Below are 16,694 nucleotides of genomic sequence, written 5' to 3' on the forward strand. Positions count from 1 at the left end.
CGGCTGAACGGCAGCGCGACACGCGCGCGGTCGCGCCTACAGCCAGCCGTTATGAATGAACTCGACGATCGAATACCGGCGCGGTTCGAGTGCGTGCTGCCGGACGGCCTCGACGATCCGCGACACGCCGTCCGCGTAGGGCGACGCGCCATACACGCGGGATTCGAATTGCAGGCTGCATGCGCCGTCCTCGATGCGGATCCGGTGGAACGCATGGCGGCCGAGCTGATCGTCGGGAATCTGCAACGCGTCGCGTTGCTCGGCCGGGTCGCGTACGGAATGGATGTCGTGTGCCGGAACGCCGAGCGAGCGTCCGATACCGACCGCGGTGCCGGGCACGGATGTCTTGGTGGCCTGGTGCGATTCCGTCACGCTGATGTGGCAATCGCGAAACAGATGGCCGCTGGTTTCCAGCATGCTCATGAACTTGAGCATCAGGATGTTCGTGTTCGGACAGAGCACGACGGGGAAGTCGTGCGCGCCGGTTTCGAGGTCGGAGCCGGTGGACAGCTCGACGAGCGGCGAACCCGTTGCACGGCAGAATTCGATCGCGGCAGGCAGTTCGCGGCCCGATCCGGCGTGAACGACGATCGAACGTTCGTCGCCCCGTGCCGGGTCCGACCAGGCCATCACGCGACAGGTTGCCGGGTCGAGTCGGTGCGAGCCGAGCAGTTCGGTTGCCAGCTTGCCGGTGCCAACGACGAGTACTTGCATGGGGTAGAAGACGGGTTGAGGTTCGGGTTTCGATACGGAACGGTCGTGGGCCGTTCAAGCGCCCGGCGCGATCGCGGCGCACGGCGCGGCGCACCGTGATCGCGCATTATGCCCGGCCACGTCCGGTCATGCCTGGCGTGAAGCGCATGACCGGACGCGGCGGATCAACCGCGCAACTTCGTCGATGATCACGCATCCGTCGCAGCACACGGAGCAGCGCGAACGGCGCTACGCTGTCGAAACGCCGGCCGGGCACGTCCGTGTCGCGGCCGGCCGCGCACCGAACCGCGTATCATCCACCTCCCTTCGACCCAGGAGAGCACATCGATGGAACACGACCTGAAAGGCAAGGCAGTCGCGATCACCGGCGGATTCGGCCATCTCGGCGTCGCGACAGCCGCGTGGCTCGGCCAGCACGGCGCTCGCGTCGCGCTGATCGGCCGTGGCGCGGCGCCGGACGCGCAGGCGTTGCCCGGCGTACCGGCCGATGCGCTGCGCATCGGCGGCATCGATCTCGTCGATCCGCACGCAGCTGCGCGCGCGCTCGACAGCGTGAATCGCGAATTCGGCCGCGTCGACGCGCTGCTGAACATTGCAGGCGCGTTCGTGTGGCAGACGATTGCCGACGGCGACGCGGCCACGTGGGACCGCATGTACGACTTGAACGTGAAGACGGCGCTGAATGCGTCGAAGGCCGCGCTGCCGTACCTGGTGGCGAGCCCGGCGGGCCGCATCGTCAACATCGGCGCGGGCGCGGCGTTCAAGGCCGGCGCGGGAATGGGCGCGTATGCGGCCGCGAAGGCTGGCGTCGCCCGACTCACCGAGGCGCTGGCGGCGGAACTGCTCGATCGCGGCGTGACCGTGAACGCGCTGTTGCCGAGCATCATCGACACGCCGCCGAACCGCGCGGACATGCCTGATGCGGATTTCACGCGCTGGGTCCGGCCCGAACAGATCGCCGCGACGATCGGGTTCCTGCTGTCGGCTCACGCGCAGGCGATCACCGGCGCATCGATTCCCGTGAGCGGTCGCGTGGCATAGCGGATGGCGGGCGAGCGCCGTCGATTACGATGCGCGAGCATGCGGCATCTCGCACGCGGAATTGCCGCGATCGCCGCGGTTTCGATCAGCGCTGCGCACGGCCGTCTGCCTGCATGCGACAGCTCGTCACCGTATACTGAGCGTTCGCCATCATGTGACTGAAGCCGTGACCAAGCCTGCCTGCACGGATACGCTCGCCGACGATCCGCGTCCGACCCCGCCCGAACAACCCGAACTGGAAGACTGCTGCAACAGCGGCTGCTCGCCGTGCGTGTTCGACCTGTACGATGAAGCGCTGGCGCGCTATCGCGTCGAGCTGGCCGAATGGGAAGCGCGACACGCGCAACACAAGCATCACGAATGAGCCTGAGGCCCGCAAGCGGCCACCCGTGCCCTGATTGACCACCGGCGATGTTTTATCGGACTCGTGTGGTTATGCGCCGGCCCGCACCCGACGATGCAGCGGCCCCAGTGCGGCCGACAACGCGACGCACGCGAGCAGCACGGCCGTCAGCGCCCACATCGCCGTCCTGAACCCTTGCACGTAGTCGAGCGCCTGCGGTTGCGCGCCGAGCCGCGCGAAGAACAGCCCGCCGAGTGTCGCCGCCCCGCCGGCCGCGCCGATCTGCAACATCGTGCTGACCATGCCCGACGCGACCCCGGCGCGTGCCGCGTCGACTTCCGCGAGTACGATCCGCACGACCGACGGCAGCACGAGGCCTTGCCCGACGCCGATCGCCGCGATGCCCGCGTAAAAGCCCGGGCCGGGCGCGTGTTCGCCGGCCAGTGCGGCGGCGGTCGCGACGCCGGCCGCGAGCATCGCGAAGCCGAGCGTGAGCACGCGGTGACCGCCGAGCCGGCCGACGAGGCGCGGCATCAGCAGCGGGCTCGCGAGGAAGCCGATGCCGAGCGGCAGGATCGCCAGCCCCGACTCGAGCGGCGACCAGTTCAGGCAGCCCTGCAGATAGATCCCGTAGCTGAGGAAAAGCGCGCTCAGCATGTAGAACAGGAATGCGAGCGCGAGCCCGAGCGCGACGACCGGGTTGCGCAGCAGGCGCACGTCGAGCAGCGGGTCGAGGCCGCCGGCGAGCCGGCGCGCTTCGACCGCCAGCAGCGCGCCGAGCATCGGCAGCGCGCCGGCAGCGCACGCGACCATCCACAGCGGCCAGCCCGCCTCGCGTCCGTGCGTGAGCGGATAGACGAGCATCAGCAGGAACAGCGACAGCAGCACCGTGCCGGGCACGTCGATGCGCTGCCCGCGCGGCGTCCGGCTTTCCGGGATGAAGCGCCAGCTGCCGAGCAGCGCGAGGATGCCGATCGGCACGTTGACCAGGAAGATCGCGCGCCAGCCGAGCCCGAACGGATGCAGGCTGATCAATGCGCCGCCGCCCAGCTGGCCGATCACGGCCGCGAGGCCGAACACGAAACCGTAGAAACCCATCACGCGCACCTGCTCGTGCGGGCTGAACACGCTGCGGATCGTCGCGAGCACCTGCGGCGCGAGGATCGCGGCGAACAGGCCCTGCAGCACGCGGCCACCGACCAGCACCGCGCCGCTGCCGGCGAGCCCGCACAGCGCCGATGCGACCACGAAGCCGGCCATCCCGATCATGAACATCCGCTTGCGGCCGTACAGGTCGCCCAGACGCCCGCCGGTGATCTGAACGACCGCGTTCGCGCACGCATAGGCCGACACGACGAGCTGCAGCTCGGCCGGTCGTGCGCCGATGCCGTCGCGAATGGCCGGCAGCGCGAGATTCACGATGAAGTAGTCGAGCGGCGGCAGAATGGCGCCGACCAGCAGGACGACGAGCGCCCAGCCGTGATGGCTGCGCGGCGGTGCCGCGGCGGCCGAGCCGGCCGGCGCGCAATGGGCAAGGGTGTTGTCGGTCATGAACGAAAGTCCGGAAGAATGAGGGCCGTAACGCATGTCGGGACCCGTTGAACCCATATTCTGTGGATTGTCTATGGTTCGGAAAAGCGGGAATTGGTGGTAGCATCCATCGGGTTATTCGATGGATGGAGGCGCGATGCGCGGTTTCGATCTGGATCAGTTGCGCACATTCGCGGCGGTGGCGGATGCGGGCAGCCTTACGGCGGCCGCGCCATTGCTGCATCTGTCACAGTCGACGGTGAGCGAGCAGGTGCGCAAGCTCGAATCGCGCGCCGGGGTGCCGCTGTTCGTGCGCAGCAAGCGCGGCGTGGAGCCGACCCCGGCCGGCACACGCTTGCTGCAGCATGCGCGGCGCATCGTTGCATTGAACGAGGCCGCGTTCGACGAAGTTCGCGGTCAGGCGATCAAGGGCGAGTTGCGCGTCGCGATCACCGATTACTACCGGACGCATGAAGTCGCGGGCCTGCTCGCGCGGTTGCGGGAGTGCTACCCGCAACTGAGCCTGCACGTGAGCGCGATGAAGAGCGCGGAAATCGAAGCCGCGCACGCGCGCGGACAGATCGATCTGGGCGTCGTGATGAACCTGTCGAGCGGTCCGTTCCGGCCCGCATCGGCCGATACGCGCTGGGTGCTGCGGCGCGAGCCGCTGTCGTGGGTCGCGTCGCCGTTGCTCGCCGAGCAATTGCCCGAGCCGTTGCCGCTCGTGCTGTTGCCGGACGACTGCATGATGCATCAGATCGCCGTGCGCTCGCTCGACGAGCAGCATGTGCCGTACGTGCTCGTGCACAGCGCGTCGGGCGTCGCCGGGCTTCAGTCGATGCTGGCGGCGGGGCTTGGCGTCGGCTGTCTGTGCGCATCGGCGATCGGCGAGGGCCTCGTGCGGCTCGGCACGAAATACCGGCTGCCGGCGCTGCCGGACGCCGTGTTCTCGCTGACGCCGCCGATGCCGGGCGAACGCGAGACGGTCACGCAGGCGCGCGAGGTGCTGTCGCGGCAGTTGCTGATGTGAAGCAGGCATGCGCGTCGGCGCGCATGCACGTATTCGACGGGAGTCGGTACCGATGAAAATATCGAGAGATTTCGGAATCGTCGTTCGACGCGCGGCGCTGGCCGAGAAAGCGGTCGACCTGTCCGCGGTCATGCGCGAATTCAATTTCGCCGGCTGTTTCGACGAGTCGGACCGGCTGGTGTCGCTCGGCCCGTTTTTCGGCGGCGATGCTGCCGATGCGTGCATGAGGTCGCTCGAGCGGCTCGGGCTCGTCTACTTCGACGACTTCTTCATCGTCGAGCAAACGTATCCCGGCTGGTGCGAGGTGGAAGCGTTCTGAACGTTGCGTAGCGGGGGGCGATACGCATGAACGACGAACTGAAAGACGAGATGGCCGCGCGGCTGCAGCATGCGCTCGAGCGCGTGACCGACGAACGCACGCTGATTCATTTCCTGCGCGTGCTCGGCCATGACTGGCACAAGGAGCGCCAGCTCGACGCCGACGTGCCGCCGTCGCCGTTCGCGGCCGCCGCGCTCGGCTGGGAAAACCGCTCGATCGGCGAGTACCTGGAGGCAATGGTCGACTGGGCCGAGGCGTCCGAAGACGGGCTGCGCGGCTACGACCCGCCCAACAACCCGTGGCGACGCATGGCCGACATCCTCCTCGCGGGCAAGAACCACGAATAGCGCGCGTCGCGACGATGCGCGTGCGCGCGGTTGCGGACGGCCTAGTCGGCCGTCCCTTCGGCATACGCGCGCAGCCCGTTCGCCACCGCGTCGAACACGGCCCTGCATCGCGGGCTCGCCCGCAGATCCTCGTGCATGACCACCCAGGTTTCCAGTTTCATCGCCGGCCCGTCCGGCAGCACGCGCACGAGCCGCGCGTCGCGCTGCGCGAGCCGGTTCTGGCAGAAGCCGATCCCGTAGCCCGCGCGAATCATCGCGAGCTGCGCGAGATTGCTGTCGGTGCGCAACGCGAACGCATCGCGCTTCCACAGCGGCATCGCGCGCCCCGCCGAGCGGATGAACGGCGTCACCGTATCGAAGCCGATCAGCGCGTGATGCGCGAGTTCGTCCGTCGACGACGGCGTGCCGTTGCGTGCCAGGTAGTCGTCACGCGCATGCAGCGCGACGTCGATCTCGCCGATGCGCCGCGCGACGAGCGCTTCCTGCGCGGGCGGCGCCATTCGCACCGCGATGTCGGCCTCGCGATTCAGGATGTCCTGGATGCGGTCGGTCGGCACCAGTTCGATGACGAGCCCCGGATGGTCGCGCCGCAACTGCGCGAGCATCGACGGCAGCACCTCGACCGCGATCACGTCGCTGGCCGAGATCCGCACGGTGCCGCGCACGCCCGCGCCGTGGCTCGCGGCCGCGCGCTCGAACGCGGCCGCCGCGCTGCGCAGCGCCTCGGCGTGGCCGCGCAGCGCCAGCGCCGCCTCGGTCGGCAGCAGCCCCGACGGCGAGCGCGTGAACAGCGTCTGGCCGAACGCGGCCTCGAGCGCCGCGACGTGCCGGCCGGCCGTCGGCTGCGTGATGCCGAGCGCGCGCGCAGCGCCCGACAGCGAGCCTTCCGTGAGCACGGCGAGGAAGGTGCGATAGCGTTCCCAGTTCAGATCGGCGGTCATACATAAATGTATAGCCGATCGGTTGAGTTCGGCAATTCCTTATCAGGCCGCCGCGCGCCAGAATGCGTGCAGACAACGGTTCATTCACGGAGAACGGCCATGACGGTGAACGCAGGTGGAACGCAACGACAGGCGCTCGTGCTCGGCGCGAGCGGGGGCATCGGCGGCGAGGTCGCGCGTCAGTTGCGCGATGCCGGCTGGCAGGTGCGCGCGCTCAAGCGCGGGCTCGATGCCGGCACGGTGGAGCGCGACGGGATCGCGTGGCTGCGCGGCGACGCGCTCGACCGCGACGCGGTGGTCCGCGCGGCGCGCGGCTGCAGCGTGATCGTGCACGCGGTGAACCCGCCCGGCTATCGGAACTGGTCGACGCAGGTATTGCCGATGCTCGACAACACGATCGCGGCGGCGACGGCGGAGCAGGCGACCGTCGTGCTGCCGGGGACGATCTACAACTACGGCCCCGATGCGTTTCCCGTGTTGCGCGAAGAGGCGCCGCAGCGTCCGGTGACGCGCAAGGGCGCGATTCGCGTCGAGATGGAGCGGCGGTTGCAGGCGGCAACCGCGCACGGCGTCCGCACGATCATCGTGCGGGCCGGCGACTTCTTCGGAGCGCACGCGGGCAACAACTGGTTCGGGCAGGGGCTCGTCAAGGCCGGCCGGCCCGTGGCGGCCATCAACGTGCCGGGCCGGCCGGGCGTCGGCCATCAGTGGGCGTACCTGCCGGACGTCGCACGCACGATGGTCGAGCTGCTGGAGCGACGCGACACGCTGGAGCCGTTCGCGCGCTTCCATCTCGGCGGGCACTGGGACGCGGACGGCACGCAGATGGCGCAGGCCGTGCGGCGCGTCGCGCAGCGGCACGGGATGCAGCCGACGGTGCGGCGATTCCCGTGGTGGCTCGTGTGGGCCGCGGCACCGTTCGTCACGACGATGCGCGAGATGCGCGAAATGCGCTATCTGTGGCGTGAGCCGCTCCGGATGGACAACGCGCGGGTGACGGCGGTATTGGGCCACGAGCCGTTGACACCGCTCGATACGGCCGTGGAGGCGACGCTGGCCGGGCTGGGTTGTCTGCGATAACGTCGAGCGGCGCACGTGGAGGGCGGGCCTGCATGCGGTTCATGCCCTTGTCCGCCTGCGCCGCGCGCCAACATCCATCACGCAACGATCGGCAACACCTCGACCGCATATCGATGCCGAAGACTGCGCCCGAGCACCGGATCGTGCAGTTCCATCTCGAACGCGTCGCCGTCGCCCATCGCGGCGATTGCGCCGTGCACGGCGACCGTGCCGCCGAACATCGCGCAGCGCGCGGGCATCGTGCGTCGGTCGTCGAAGCGCTGCCACAGCGCATCGGGCGCAAGCAGCCCGCTGACGGCGCCGTGCTGATACGCGACGCGTTCGCCGCCGGGCTTGATCAGCCATGAGCGCATCTCGATCGCGTCCCAGTGATCGGCGACGTCCGCATGGCGCCATGCGTCGCGGCCGAGCGGTTTCGCGCATATCTGCTTCGACACCGCGACGCCGTAGGCTTCGACTTCCCGATCCGTATGATCTGAACCGACCGTCACCAGCGTACCGAGCGGGCTGTCGATCAGCACGCACTCGATCTCGCCGCCCGAGCGCGCGCCGAGCACGCCGATCGACGGCGCCTGCGTGAGCAGCGCGGACGACACGCGGTAGAAGCACGGCGTGGTCGACGGCGGCGCGACGCCGAGCGCCGCGAGCTCGTCGATGTGCGCGCGGATCGCGTCCGGGTCGCGGCCGGCCCAGCCGGCGATCACGACGCGTTCGATCTCGACGTCGACCCGGGCCGGCGCGCCGTGCGCGGGCATCACGTTGAACGACAGGGCTTGCATGCGGGTATCCGTTTGAAGTGCGAATGAACGGGACGATCGGCGGGGAGGCTCAATCCGCGAGTGGACGGTGCGCGGTCTCGCGCGCGGCGAGCAGTGCGATCGACGTGACGACGAGCGACGCGGTGACGTACAGCGACACGGCCGTCGTCGTTCCGGTCTGGCGGAACAGCGTCGCGATCACGAGCGGCGCGAAGCCGCCGCCGACGATGCCGGCGAGCGTGTAGGCCAGCGACGAGCCCGCATAACGCACGCGCGTCGGGAACTGCTCGGTGACGAACGCGCCTTGCGGGCCGTACATCACCGCATGGATCACGAGGCCGATCGCAACCGCCGCGACGATCGCGCCCGGCCGCGCGGAATCGAGCATCGTGAAGAACGCGAACGCCCACACGATCCCGGCCATCGCGCCGGCCAGATACACGGGGCGGCGTCCGAAGCGGTCCGACAGCGCGCCGAAGAACGGCACAGCGAGCGCATTGCAGGCCGTGCCGACCATCACGGCCGTCAGCGCGAGCGGACGCGACAGGTGCAGCACGGTCGTCACGTAGGTCAGCGTGAACACGACGATCAGCGCGTACAGCACGTCGGAGCCGATCCGCGAGCCGCCGGCGATCAGCAGGCGCCGCCAGTGGCACTTCAGCACTTCGGCGACGGGCACCTCGGCGGTCGCGTGCGATTGCGCGAGTTGCTCGAACTGCGGCGTTTCGTCGACGCCGCGCCGCAGCCAGAAACCGAACACGACGAGCAGCGCACTGGCCGCGAACGGCACGCGCCAGCCCCAGGCCAGGAAGTTTTCCGACGTGGTCGACAGCGTGACGAGCGCGATGCAGCCCGTGCCGAGCAGCGTGCCGAACGACGGGCCGATCTGTGTCCACGACGCGGACAGCCCGCGCCGTTTCTGGTCGCCGTGCTCGACCGACAGCAGCACCGCACCGGCCCATTCGCCGCCGAGCGCGACGCCCTGCACGAAGCGCAGCGCGACGAGCAGGATCGGGCTCAGGATGCCGGCCTGCGCATAGGTCGGCAGCGCGCCCATCAGCGCGGTCGTCACGCCCATCAGCACGAGCGTGAGCATCAGCACGGCGCGGCGGCCGATGCGGTCGCCGAGGTTGCCGAACACGAAGCCGCCGAGCGGACGCGACACGTAGCCGACCGCATACGTCGAGAACGCGAGGATCGTGCCGGCCAGCGGATCGACCGACGGAAAGAACAGATGGTTGAACACGAGCGCGGCGAGCGTGTTGTAGATCGTGAAGTCGTACCACTCGAGCGACGTGCCGATCATGCTCGCGGTCGCGAGTCGGCTGTTGCGGACGCGGCGGGGCGCGTGGGCGGCGGGCTGGGCGAGAGTGCTCATGGTGTCGGGCATGTCGTTAAGGATGACGGAATGACGCGCGTGCCGGTGACGGACGTCGCGGCTGAAGGCGAAGCCGGCGTTCAGGCGGACAGCGCGGTGGTTGCCGCGTTCGTTTCGGCATCGCGACCTGCGGGCGGCAGCGGCGCGGCGGCGCGCCACAGCAGGTCGAAGGTGCGTACGTCGTCGTGACCGGCGATGGCGGTGGCGACGCGGCGCGTGGCCGCCGCATCGCTGCCCTCGATCAGCACGAGCGCGTCGGCGGCCGCACGCGCGCCCGCATCGGCGCCGATCGGCGCGGACAGCTCGGACACGGTGCGGAACAGCCGTGCCGCATGAATGCCGGCTTCGCTCAGCACCGCGTCGAAGCGCTCGCGCAGGTGCGGCACGTCGATGCGTTCGGGCGGCAGCACGAACAGCGCGAGATGCGTGCCTTCGCCGTCGCCGGCCTCGATCGTCAGTTCGCCGACGCGCCGCTGCGTGCCCGTCATCCGTTCGAAATTCGCGAGCGACCACGCGGTCTGCTTCGTGAATGCGCGCCGATATGCGTCGCCGCGGAACACGTCGAGCGTGTCCGTCACGTACAGCGCGAGGTACTTGCGCGGGCCGCCGTCGGTCGCGCGAAACCGTCGCGCATGCGTGAAGCCGGGAATCGCGACACGCTCCTGCATGTGCTCGCGGTCGTACCACGCGTTGAAATCGGCTTCGTGCGCGGGGTCGATGTCCGTCCAGACGCAGAGCTGGCCGTGTGGAAGGGAAGTGCGGGTCATTGCGGGTTCCTCGTGACGGGTGTGTCTGGAACCGCAGTGTCCCGAAGACGGGCTGCGCCCGTCCAACAAGAAAACAAATTCGCGGTGAACAGGTTTTCTTATGAGCGGGGCGGACGGCGCTTCGCCGGGGTGGCCGGCGGTGCGGATTTCGGCATGCGTTTTGCGGCCGGGGGTCGATTCTTTTTCGCCGGGCGGGCGGGGGATTTGTCGACGATGTCGGCTTCGGCTTCGGCTTCGGCTTCGGCTTCGGTCCTGGCCGTTGCCGACGCGGCGGGCTTCGCATGACTGGAAACCGTCGGCATCGCGCGCGCCACTTCGCTCGCCAGTTCGGCGATGCGGGCGGCGACCGGCAGGCCCTGCGTGCGATACGACGCGACGAGCGGCAGCGCGGGGAAGTCGGGTTCGACGTCGAGCAGTTCGAGCGAGCCTTCCTGCAGTTCGCGCCCGATGATCGCGGGCGGCAGCGCGGCCACGCCGAAGCCGTCGGCGACGAGCCGGATCATCGCGGCGACCGACGTGATGCAGTTGATGCTGGCCGGCCGTTCGACGGCCGCGAACAGCCGCTCGATCGTGGCGTGAGGCCCCGAATGACGCGAGAAGCTGATGATCGGATACGCGGCAAGCCGCGCGACGTCGAGCCGTTCGCCGCCGAGGCCGAGACGCGGGCTCGCCGCCCAGCGCACCGGGAATTCGCACAGCGGCAGATTCGTGAAGTCGGGGCCCGGCACCGGGTCGGTCTGCAGGATCAGGTCGACGCCGTCGGTGCTCATCAGGCGGACCAGGTGCAGCGTCGTGTCGCTCGTGATTTCGACGTCGAGGCGCGGATAGCGCTCGCGCAATTGCGCCATCAGCGCCGGAAACCAGCTGTGCACGATCGACTCGATCACGCCGATCCGGATCAGGCCCGCGTCGCTCGCCGCGTCGATGTCGCGCCGCATCTCGCTGTCGAGCCGCACGATCCGCTCCGCGTACGCGAGCATGCGCCGGCCCGCGGGCGTGAGCGTGGCCGAGCGCGTGTTGCGGTCGAACAGACGCACGTCGAACGCCTCTTCCAGCGACGCGATGCGGCTCGACACGGCCGCCTGCGTCGTATGCAGTTTCTCGGCGGTGAGCCGGAAGTTCTCCAGCTTCGCGAGCCAGACGAAGGTTTCAAGAAACCGGATGTTCATCGCATTCCGAGCGGTGAGGCAGTGCCGCGCGGGGGCGGCGGGATCGGACGATGTTAGCGGATTTCCGGAGCGGCAGAAGTGGGCAGTGTCTGCCCGGGCGCCGGCCGCCGGCCGGCGGTACGCACGTGCTCGACGTTGCGCGGCCGTCTGCAATGCGACGTCACGCGGGCTTCGTGTGTCCGGGCATCACAAGCTCTCGAACGCGAGCGTCGGCACATCGACGACCGTCGCGCCGCCGTCGGCCACGAGTGTTGCGCCGGTCACGAACGATGCGTCGGGCGAGGCCAGGAACGCGCACACGGCCGCGATCTCGTCGGGATCGGCCGCGCGCCGCAACGGCACGTCGGCACTGACGCGCGCGTAGGCGCCGTCGAGCGTGTCGCCGTACGCGGACATCAGCGGTTCCATTTCCGCATCGGCCATCGGCGTGCGCACCCAGCCCGGGCACACCGCGTTCGCGCGCACGCCGTGCGGGCCGTAGTCGCGTGCGAGCGAACGCGCGAGCCCGAGCAGCGCATGCTTGCCGACCGTATAGCCACATACGCCGGGGCCGGCCGCCAGCGCGGCGATCGATGCGACGAGCACGATGCTGCCGCGCCGCGCGATCAGGTCGGGCAGGCACGCGCGCGCGCTGACGAACGCGGTGTCGAGGTTCGCATGCATCGCGTCGCGCCATTGCGCGTCGTCGGTTTCGTCCGCGCGGCCGAGACCGTGGCCGCCCGCGCATGCGACGAGCGCATCGACCGGGCCGAGCCGTGCGGCGATCTCGGGCACGAAACGGGTCCAGTCGTCCGTGCTCGCGGCGTCGCCGGCGAGCGCGAAGCCGCCCGTCTCGACGGCTAGCGCGTCGAGCGGCGCCCGACGCCGCCCGATCAGCACGACGCTGTCGCCGCGGGCGGCGAAGCGGCGCGCGCACGCGGCGCCGATGCCGGTGCCTGCGCCGGTGATTACGATCGTGCGGGGTTGCGGGGGTGCCATGTCGTTCTCCGGAAGAGCATCGTTTCCGGTCACTTTAGGGCGTGCCGACGCACTGCGGTATCCGCCGAAAGGATGAACGGGAACCGGCCGAACGGTCGAGGGCGGTATCCCGCACCGGGTCGCTCGGTAGGTCGCGATCATTTTGCAAAGGCTGACGATGTTCGGCGCCGAATCGCTCTATCCTCCGTATTTTTGCGATAAGTCGCAAAAGCCCGGCAAAATGGCGCGGGCGCGCCCGCGCATCGATGCGTGGCGCGGCGGCCGGCCGATTCCGTCGTGCAAGCGGAGCGGCAGGCGGCAGGATCGGCGTGCGAACGCGCCCGGTCCGGATGCATCGCGTCTGCCGATGGTGCAGTACGCGGTGGCGGATCGCCCGGTCGCGCGTCGCGCGGTCGGACCATCGACAAGAACAGGGAGGGGCCGGCAATGAGGCTGGACGACGAAAGAGAAAGCGTAAACGTCGAGGATCGACGCGGCGGCGGGTTTGGCGGCGGGCGCGCGACGATCGGCATCGGCACGATCGTGGTCGCGCTGGCCGCATCGTATTTCTTCGGGATCGACCCGCGCGTCGTGCTCGAGGGCGCGTCCGCGCTGCAGGGCCGGCAGCAGCAGGCGCAGCCCGCGCCCTCGCAGCACCAGGGCGCGCCGGCGAACGATCCGGGCGCCGTGTTCACGCGCAAGGTGCTCGGCAATATCGAGCGCACGTGGACGGACGTCTTCAATACCCAACTGCATGCGCAGTACCAGCCGCCGAAGCTCGTGATGTTCACGAACTCGACACCGACCGCATGCGGCACCGGTCAGACTGCGATGGGGCCGTTCTACTGTCCGGGTGACCGCAATGTGTACATCGATCTCGGCTTCTACGACGAACTGCGCAAGCGGTTCGGCGCGGGCGGCGATTTCGCGCAGGCGTACGTGATCGCGCACGAAGTCGGCCATCATGTGCAGAACCTGCTCGGCATTTCGGACAAGGTCGATGCCGCGCGCCGCCGTTCGAGCGAAGCGCGCTCGAACGCGCTGTCGGTGCGGATGGAGCTGCAGGCCGACTGCTTCGCCGGCGTGTGGGCGAACAACGCGCAGCGCGCGAACCAGCGGCTGATGGAGCCCGGCGATTTCGAACATGGGCTGAAGGCGGCCGCCGCGATCGGCGACGACCGGCTGCAGCAGCAAGGGCAGGGCTACGTCGTGCCGGAGAGTTTCACGCACGGCACCAGCGAACAGCGCGTGTATTGGCTGCGGCGCGGGATGGAATCGGGAGAAGTGAGCGCCTGCGATACGTTCGCCGCGAACGCGCACTGACGCGTACGGGGGCTTCGCCACGCTTGCGTCGCGAGGCTGCGCGTACAGGCACTTGCGCGCAATTCGCCGATCGTTCTGAATCGCGCGCGATTTGCGTGCGCGATCTGTCACACGGCACGATTGCTGTTGCTGTTGCTGTTGCTGTCGCCGTTGCAGACCGCCGACCCGTCGACCCGTCGCCCCGCCGAGCATGCGGCTGCCGGCGGGGCGATCGCCGATTCACGACGCCGTCGCGATACGGCGAGCGGGATCCTTCCGCCACGCGCGGACGAATTGCCGATTTGTGCTCACCGGCCCATTTCGGCGCCGGTACGCTGGCCCGAACTTCGACGCGTTCGGCCGCCGGCCGCTCTCATCATGCCGACCTCACCCGTTCCCGCCGATCACGAAGCCGCCGACTGGCAGCGCGCGCTGCGCGCGTGCGTCGAAGCGTTCGACGCGTTTGCGAGCCCGTCCGCGATCGTGTTCTACCGGCTCGACCTGAGCGGAGAGCCGGCCGATTTCGAGCTGTTCGGCATGCCCGAGTCGATGCATCGCACCTACATCGCGCGCTACCGGATGCTCGATCCGCTGCACCCGTCGCGCTGCGCGGCCGGCGCTCAGGCGGTCGTGACGCTCGCTTCCCAATTGCCTGACGAAAGACGCGATGCGTCCGCGTACTGGACCCGTTTCCTGCGGCGGCACGATGTCGCCGACGTCGTCGAAATCTGGCTGCGCGACGACGCGGGGCGGACGGTCGGTGCGTTTTCGCTGCTGCGCTTCGGCAAGAGCGACGCGGGCGGCGACTTGGGCAACGGCACGGCGGGCCGGTTCGCGCCGGGCGAGATCGACGCGCTGGCACGGCTGCAACCGGTCGCCGAGGCCGCGCTGGCCCCGTTGCTGCGCGCGCGGCGCGGGATACACCGGATCGGTTGCGACGAGCGGCTGACGTATCGCGAGGAGCAGATCGCCCGCCTCGTGCGCGACGGCCGCTCGAACAAGGAGATCGCGCGCGATCTCGCGCTCGGCCAGCCGACCATAAAGACGCATCTGATGCGCATGTACCGGAAGCTCGGCGTGTCGAACCGAACCGGGCTGGTCGGCGCGCTGTTCCTGTAGTTTTTTCCGCACCCGGACCCGGACCCGCACCCGCACCCGGACCCGGACCCGCACCCGGACCCGCACCCGCACCCGCACCCGCACCCGCACCCGCACCCGCACCCGTACCGCGTCCGCACCGCGTCCGAGCCCGAGCCCGAGCCCGAGCCCGAGCCCGAGCCCGCGCGATTCATCCGACGATAACGCAACCCTCGCACGCCGCCATTCCACATTCCGGAAGTCACCCGCGTTCCGGTCCCGCACGCGGTTGCCAATTTGCGCTCACCGGGCGCGATCCCTCGTCGATACAGTGGTTCGACACCCGCATGCCGGAGCGCACGCGGCCCAACCACGACAATCATCGAGACGCCCATGAGCACCACGAACTTCGTCGCCGTCAGCGACACCGTGCGCACCTTCGTCGCACGCGACTTCGGCCTCTTCATCGACGGTCAAATGCAGCCCGCGCACGCGGGCGCGCGCCTCGACGTGTACGACCCGGCGACGGGCGAGCGGCTCGCGACGGTCGCCGACGCCGACGCGCACGACGTCGAACGCGCGGTCGCCAGCGCAAAGCATGCATTCGACACGCGCGTGTGGAGCGGGCTGCGTCCCGCCGACCGCGAACGCATCCTGCTGAAGCTCGCGGAGCTGATCGAAGCCGACGCCGAAACGCTCGCGCAGCTCGAAACGCTGAACCAGGGCAAGTCGATCCACGTATCGCGCGCGATCGAGGTCGGTGCGAGCGTCGAATACGCGCGCTACATGGCAGGCTGGGCGACCAAGATCACCGGCCAGACGCTCGACGTGTCGATCCCGTTCCCGCCCGGCGCGCGCTATACAGCGTATACGCGCAAGGAGCCGGTCGGCGTGGTCGCGGCGATCGTGCCGTGGAATTTCCCGCTGATGATTGCGGTGTGGAAGCTGGTGCCGGCGCTCGCGGCCGGCTGCACGATTGTGCTGAAGCCGTCGCCGGAAACGCCGCTCACCGCGCTGCGCCTGGCCGAACTCGCCCGCGACGCCGGCGTGCCGCCAGGCGTGTTCAATGTCGTCACCGGCGGGCGCGCATGCGGCGCCGCGCTGTCGAGCCACCCGTCGATCGCGAAGATCTCGTTCACGGGTTCGACTGCGACCGGCAAGCTGGTCGGCGCGGCGGCGGTGCAGAACATGACGCGCTTCTCGCTCGAGCTCGGCGGCAAGAACCCGATCGTGATGCTCGACGACGTCGACGTCGCGCAGGCGCTCGACGGCGTCGCGGCCGGTGCGTTCTTCAACCAGGGGCAGGTGTGCGCGGCCGCGTCGCGCATCTACGTGCACCGCAGCAAGTTCGCGCAGCTCGCGGACGGCCTCGCGGGCGTCGCACAGTCGATGAAGCTCGGCGCGGGCCTCGACACCACCGCGCAGATCAACCCGCTCGTCTCCGCGCACCATCGCGACAAGGTCGTCCAGCACATCGAGGGCGCGCGCCGCGCGGGCCTCACCTTCCTCGCGGGCGGCACGCCGGCCGACGACCTGCCCGGCTACTACGTGAAGCCCGCCGTGATCGCCGATCCGCATCCCGACAGCGCGATCGTGCGCGACGAGGTGTTCGGCCCGGTGATCGTCGTCGTGCCGTTCGACGATGCGGCCGACGCCGTGCGACTCGCGAACGCGTCACCGTACGGCCTCGCCGCGAGCATCTGGAGCAACGACCTGAAACGCGTGATGAACCTCGTGCCGCAGATCGAGGCCGGCACCGTATGGGTGAACTGCCACATTCCGCTCGATCCGTCGATGCCGTTCGGCGGCTACAAGCAGTCGGGCATCGGCCGCGAGTTCGGCCAGTACGCGATCGAGGGCTTCACCGAAACCAAATCCGTGTGCATCGCGCACTGACGCGCGGCGCCCGTTCCGAACACGCGACAACCGCGAACGATCCGA

General features: G+C 69.4%; 17 protein-coding genes. 9 read left to right on the plus strand and 8 right to left on the minus strand.

The window, feature by feature from the left end; translation table 11 throughout:
* Positions 1 to 36: 36 nt before the first annotated feature.
* Positions 37 to 714 carry a dihydrodipicolinate reductase C-terminal domain-containing protein gene (locus tag HW466_RS00390; protein ID WP_059769273.1) on the minus strand — a complete coding sequence of 226 codons (678 nt, stop codon included), beginning with the start codon at positions 712 to 714 and terminating at the stop codon, positions 37 to 39.
* A gap of 327 nt (positions 715 to 1,041) precedes the next feature.
* Between HW466_RS00390 and HW466_RS00395 the strand changes: the two genes are divergently transcribed.
* Together HW466_RS00395 and HW466_RS00400 are read left to right on the plus strand one after the other, a co-directional pair.
* Positions 1,042 to 1,755 carry an SDR family NAD(P)-dependent oxidoreductase gene (locus HW466_RS00395; protein WP_059799746.1) on the plus strand — a complete coding sequence of 238 codons (714 nt, stop codon included), beginning with the start codon at positions 1,042 to 1,044 and terminating at the stop codon, positions 1,753 to 1,755.
* Between the two features lie 166 nt (positions 1,756 to 1,921).
* Positions 1,922 to 2,119 (plus strand): oxidoreductase-like domain-containing protein, encoded by a 198-nt coding sequence (locus HW466_RS00400; protein WP_151007121.1) that lies wholly within the window; start codon positions 1,922 to 1,924, stop codon positions 2,117 to 2,119.
* 69 nt (positions 2,120 to 2,188) lie between these two features.
* On the opposite strand, the gene HW466_RS00405 is transcribed toward HW466_RS00400, so the two are convergent.
* Complete coding sequence (locus tag HW466_RS00405; RefSeq protein ID WP_174906014.1) at positions 2,189 to 3,649, minus strand: MFS transporter; 1,461 nt, start codon at positions 3,647 to 3,649, stop codon at positions 2,189 to 2,191.
* A 136-nt stretch (positions 3,650 to 3,785) separates the two neighbouring features.
* Between HW466_RS00405 and HW466_RS00410 the strand changes: the two genes are divergently transcribed.
* Genes HW466_RS00410 through HW466_RS00420 form a run of 3 tightly spaced genes read left to right on the plus strand, consistent with a single transcriptional unit; the run spans position 3,786 to position 5,324 of the window.
* Positions 3,786 to 4,658 (plus strand): LysR family transcriptional regulator, encoded by an 873-nt coding sequence (locus HW466_RS00410; RefSeq protein WP_060348309.1) that lies wholly within the window; start codon positions 3,786 to 3,788, stop codon positions 4,656 to 4,658.
* 7 nt (positions 4,659 to 4,665) lie between these two features.
* On the plus strand, positions 4,666 to 4,977 hold the full coding sequence (locus tag HW466_RS00415; RefSeq protein WP_151006596.1) for a hypothetical protein: 312 nt from the start codon (positions 4,666 to 4,668) through the stop codon (positions 4,975 to 4,977).
* A 26-nt stretch (positions 4,978 to 5,003) separates the two neighbouring features.
* Positions 5,004 to 5,324, plus strand: a complete 321-nt coding sequence (locus HW466_RS00420) for a DUF7660 family protein (RefSeq protein WP_151006597.1) — start codon at positions 5,004 to 5,006, stop codon at positions 5,322 to 5,324.
* 41 nt (positions 5,325 to 5,365) lie between these two features.
* On the opposite strand, the gene HW466_RS00425 is transcribed toward HW466_RS00420, so the two are convergent.
* On the minus strand, positions 5,366 to 6,265 hold the full coding sequence (locus HW466_RS00425; RefSeq protein ID WP_059449574.1) for a LysR family transcriptional regulator: 900 nt from the start codon (positions 6,263 to 6,265) through the stop codon (positions 5,366 to 5,368).
* A gap of 99 nt (positions 6,266 to 6,364) precedes the next feature.
* Here HW466_RS00425 and HW466_RS00430 point away from each other — a divergent pair, with 99 nt between their 5' ends.
* Positions 6,365 to 7,345, plus strand: a complete 981-nt coding sequence (locus HW466_RS00430; protein WP_174905459.1) for an NAD-dependent epimerase/dehydratase family protein — start codon at positions 6,365 to 6,367, stop codon at positions 7,343 to 7,345.
* A gap of 77 nt (positions 7,346 to 7,422) precedes the next feature.
* Here the strand turns inward: HW466_RS00430 and HW466_RS00435 are convergent, their stop codons facing one another.
* The 5 genes from HW466_RS00435 to HW466_RS00455 all read right to left on the minus strand — a co-directional run bounded on the left by HW466_RS00435 (position 7,423) and on the right by HW466_RS00455 (position 12,395).
* Positions 7,423 to 8,124 carry a DUF2848 domain-containing protein gene (locus HW466_RS00435; RefSeq protein ID WP_060348312.1) on the minus strand — a complete coding sequence of 234 codons (702 nt, stop codon included), beginning with the start codon at positions 8,122 to 8,124 and terminating at the stop codon, positions 7,423 to 7,425.
* Between the two features lie 49 nt (positions 8,125 to 8,173).
* Positions 8,174 to 9,493, minus strand: a complete 1,320-nt coding sequence (locus HW466_RS00440) for an MFS transporter (RefSeq protein WP_059544440.1) — start codon at positions 9,491 to 9,493, stop codon at positions 8,174 to 8,176.
* 68 nt (positions 9,494 to 9,561) lie between these two features.
* Positions 9,562 to 10,248 carry a DUF4286 family protein gene (locus HW466_RS00445; RefSeq protein ID WP_174905460.1) on the minus strand — a complete coding sequence of 229 codons (687 nt, stop codon included), beginning with the start codon at positions 10,246 to 10,248 and terminating at the stop codon, positions 9,562 to 9,564.
* Positions 10,249 to 10,346: 98 nt separating this feature from the next.
* On the minus strand, positions 10,347 to 11,417 hold the full coding sequence (locus HW466_RS00450) for a LysR family transcriptional regulator (RefSeq protein WP_151006430.1): 1,071 nt from the start codon (positions 11,415 to 11,417) through the stop codon (positions 10,347 to 10,349).
* Between the two features lie 186 nt (positions 11,418 to 11,603).
* Positions 11,604 to 12,395, minus strand: coding sequence for an SDR family NAD(P)-dependent oxidoreductase (locus HW466_RS00455; RefSeq protein WP_174905461.1), 792 nt, complete (start codon positions 12,393 to 12,395; stop codon positions 11,604 to 11,606).
* Between the two features lie 426 nt (positions 12,396 to 12,821).
* Between HW466_RS00455 and ypfJ the strand changes: the two genes are divergently transcribed.
* The 3 genes from ypfJ (at position 12,822) to HW466_RS00470 (ending at position 16,649) form a co-directional block, all read left to right on the plus strand.
* A complete protein-coding gene (ypfJ, locus tag HW466_RS00460) occupies positions 12,822 to 13,697 on the plus strand; it encodes a KPN_02809 family neutral zinc metallopeptidase (RefSeq protein WP_151006800.1) in 876 nt (291 codons plus the stop codon).
* 357 nt (positions 13,698 to 14,054) lie between these two features.
* Entirely contained in the window at positions 14,055 to 14,795 is a 741-nt protein-coding gene (locus tag HW466_RS00465) for a helix-turn-helix transcriptional regulator (protein ID WP_059449581.1), read from the plus strand.
* A 351-nt stretch (positions 14,796 to 15,146) separates the two neighbouring features.
* Positions 15,147 to 16,649, plus strand: a complete 1,503-nt coding sequence (locus tag HW466_RS00470; RefSeq protein WP_059544022.1) for an aldehyde dehydrogenase family protein — start codon at positions 15,147 to 15,149, stop codon at positions 16,647 to 16,649.
* Positions 16,650 to 16,694 lie beyond the last annotated feature (45 nt).

Origin of the sequence: Burkholderia territorii, from assembly GCF_902833055.1 — a bacterium.
Taxonomy (GTDB): domain Bacteria; phylum Pseudomonadota; class Gammaproteobacteria; order Burkholderiales; family Burkholderiaceae; genus Burkholderia; species Burkholderia territorii.

Coding starts and splice junctions, on each gene's coding strand:
- HW466_RS00390 (WP_059769273.1), bottom strand. CDS start 714: ATGCAAGTACTCGTCGTTGGCACCGGCAAGCTGGCAACCGAACTGCTC.
- HW466_RS00395 (WP_059799746.1), top strand. CDS start 1,042: ATGGAACACGACCTGAAAGGCAAGGCAGTCGCGATCACCGGCGGATTC.
- HW466_RS00405 (WP_174906014.1), bottom strand. CDS start 3,649: ATGACCGACAACACCCTTGCCCATTGCGCGCCGGCCGGCTCGGCCGCC.
- HW466_RS00410 (WP_060348309.1), top strand. CDS start 3,786: ATGCGCGGTTTCGATCTGGATCAGTTGCGCACATTCGCGGCGGTGGCG.
- HW466_RS00415 (WP_151006596.1), top strand. CDS start 4,666: ATGCGCGTCGGCGCGCATGCACGTATTCGACGGGAGTCGGTACCGATG.
- HW466_RS00420 (WP_151006597.1), top strand. CDS start 5,004: ATGAACGACGAACTGAAAGACGAGATGGCCGCGCGGCTGCAGCATGCG.
- HW466_RS00425 (WP_059449574.1), bottom strand. CDS start 6,265: ATGACCGCCGATCTGAACTGGGAACGCTATCGCACCTTCCTCGCCGTG.
- HW466_RS00430 (WP_174905459.1), top strand. CDS start 6,365: ATGACGGTGAACGCAGGTGGAACGCAACGACAGGCGCTCGTGCTCGGC.
- HW466_RS00435 (WP_060348312.1), bottom strand. CDS start 8,124: ATGCAAGCCCTGTCGTTCAACGTGATGCCCGCGCACGGCGCGCCGGCC.
- HW466_RS00440 (WP_059544440.1), bottom strand. CDS start 9,493: ATGCCCGACACCATGAGCACTCTCGCCCAGCCCGCCGCCCACGCGCCC.
- HW466_RS00445 (WP_174905460.1), bottom strand. CDS start 10,248: ATGACCCGCACTTCCCTTCCACACGGCCAGCTCTGCGTCTGGACGGAC.
- HW466_RS00450 (WP_151006430.1), bottom strand. CDS start 11,417: ATGAACATCCGGTTTCTTGAAACCTTCGTCTGGCTCGCGAAGCTGGAG.
- HW466_RS00455 (WP_174905461.1), bottom strand. CDS start 12,395: ATGGCACCCCCGCAACCCCGCACGATCGTAATCACCGGCGCAGGCACC.
- ypfJ (WP_151006800.1), top strand. CDS start 12,822: ATGAGGCTGGACGACGAAAGAGAAAGCGTAAACGTCGAGGATCGACGC.
- HW466_RS00465 (WP_059449581.1), top strand. CDS start 14,055: ATGCCGACCTCACCCGTTCCCGCCGATCACGAAGCCGCCGACTGGCAG.
- HW466_RS00470 (WP_059544022.1), top strand. CDS start 15,147: ATGAGCACCACGAACTTCGTCGCCGTCAGCGACACCGTGCGCACCTTC.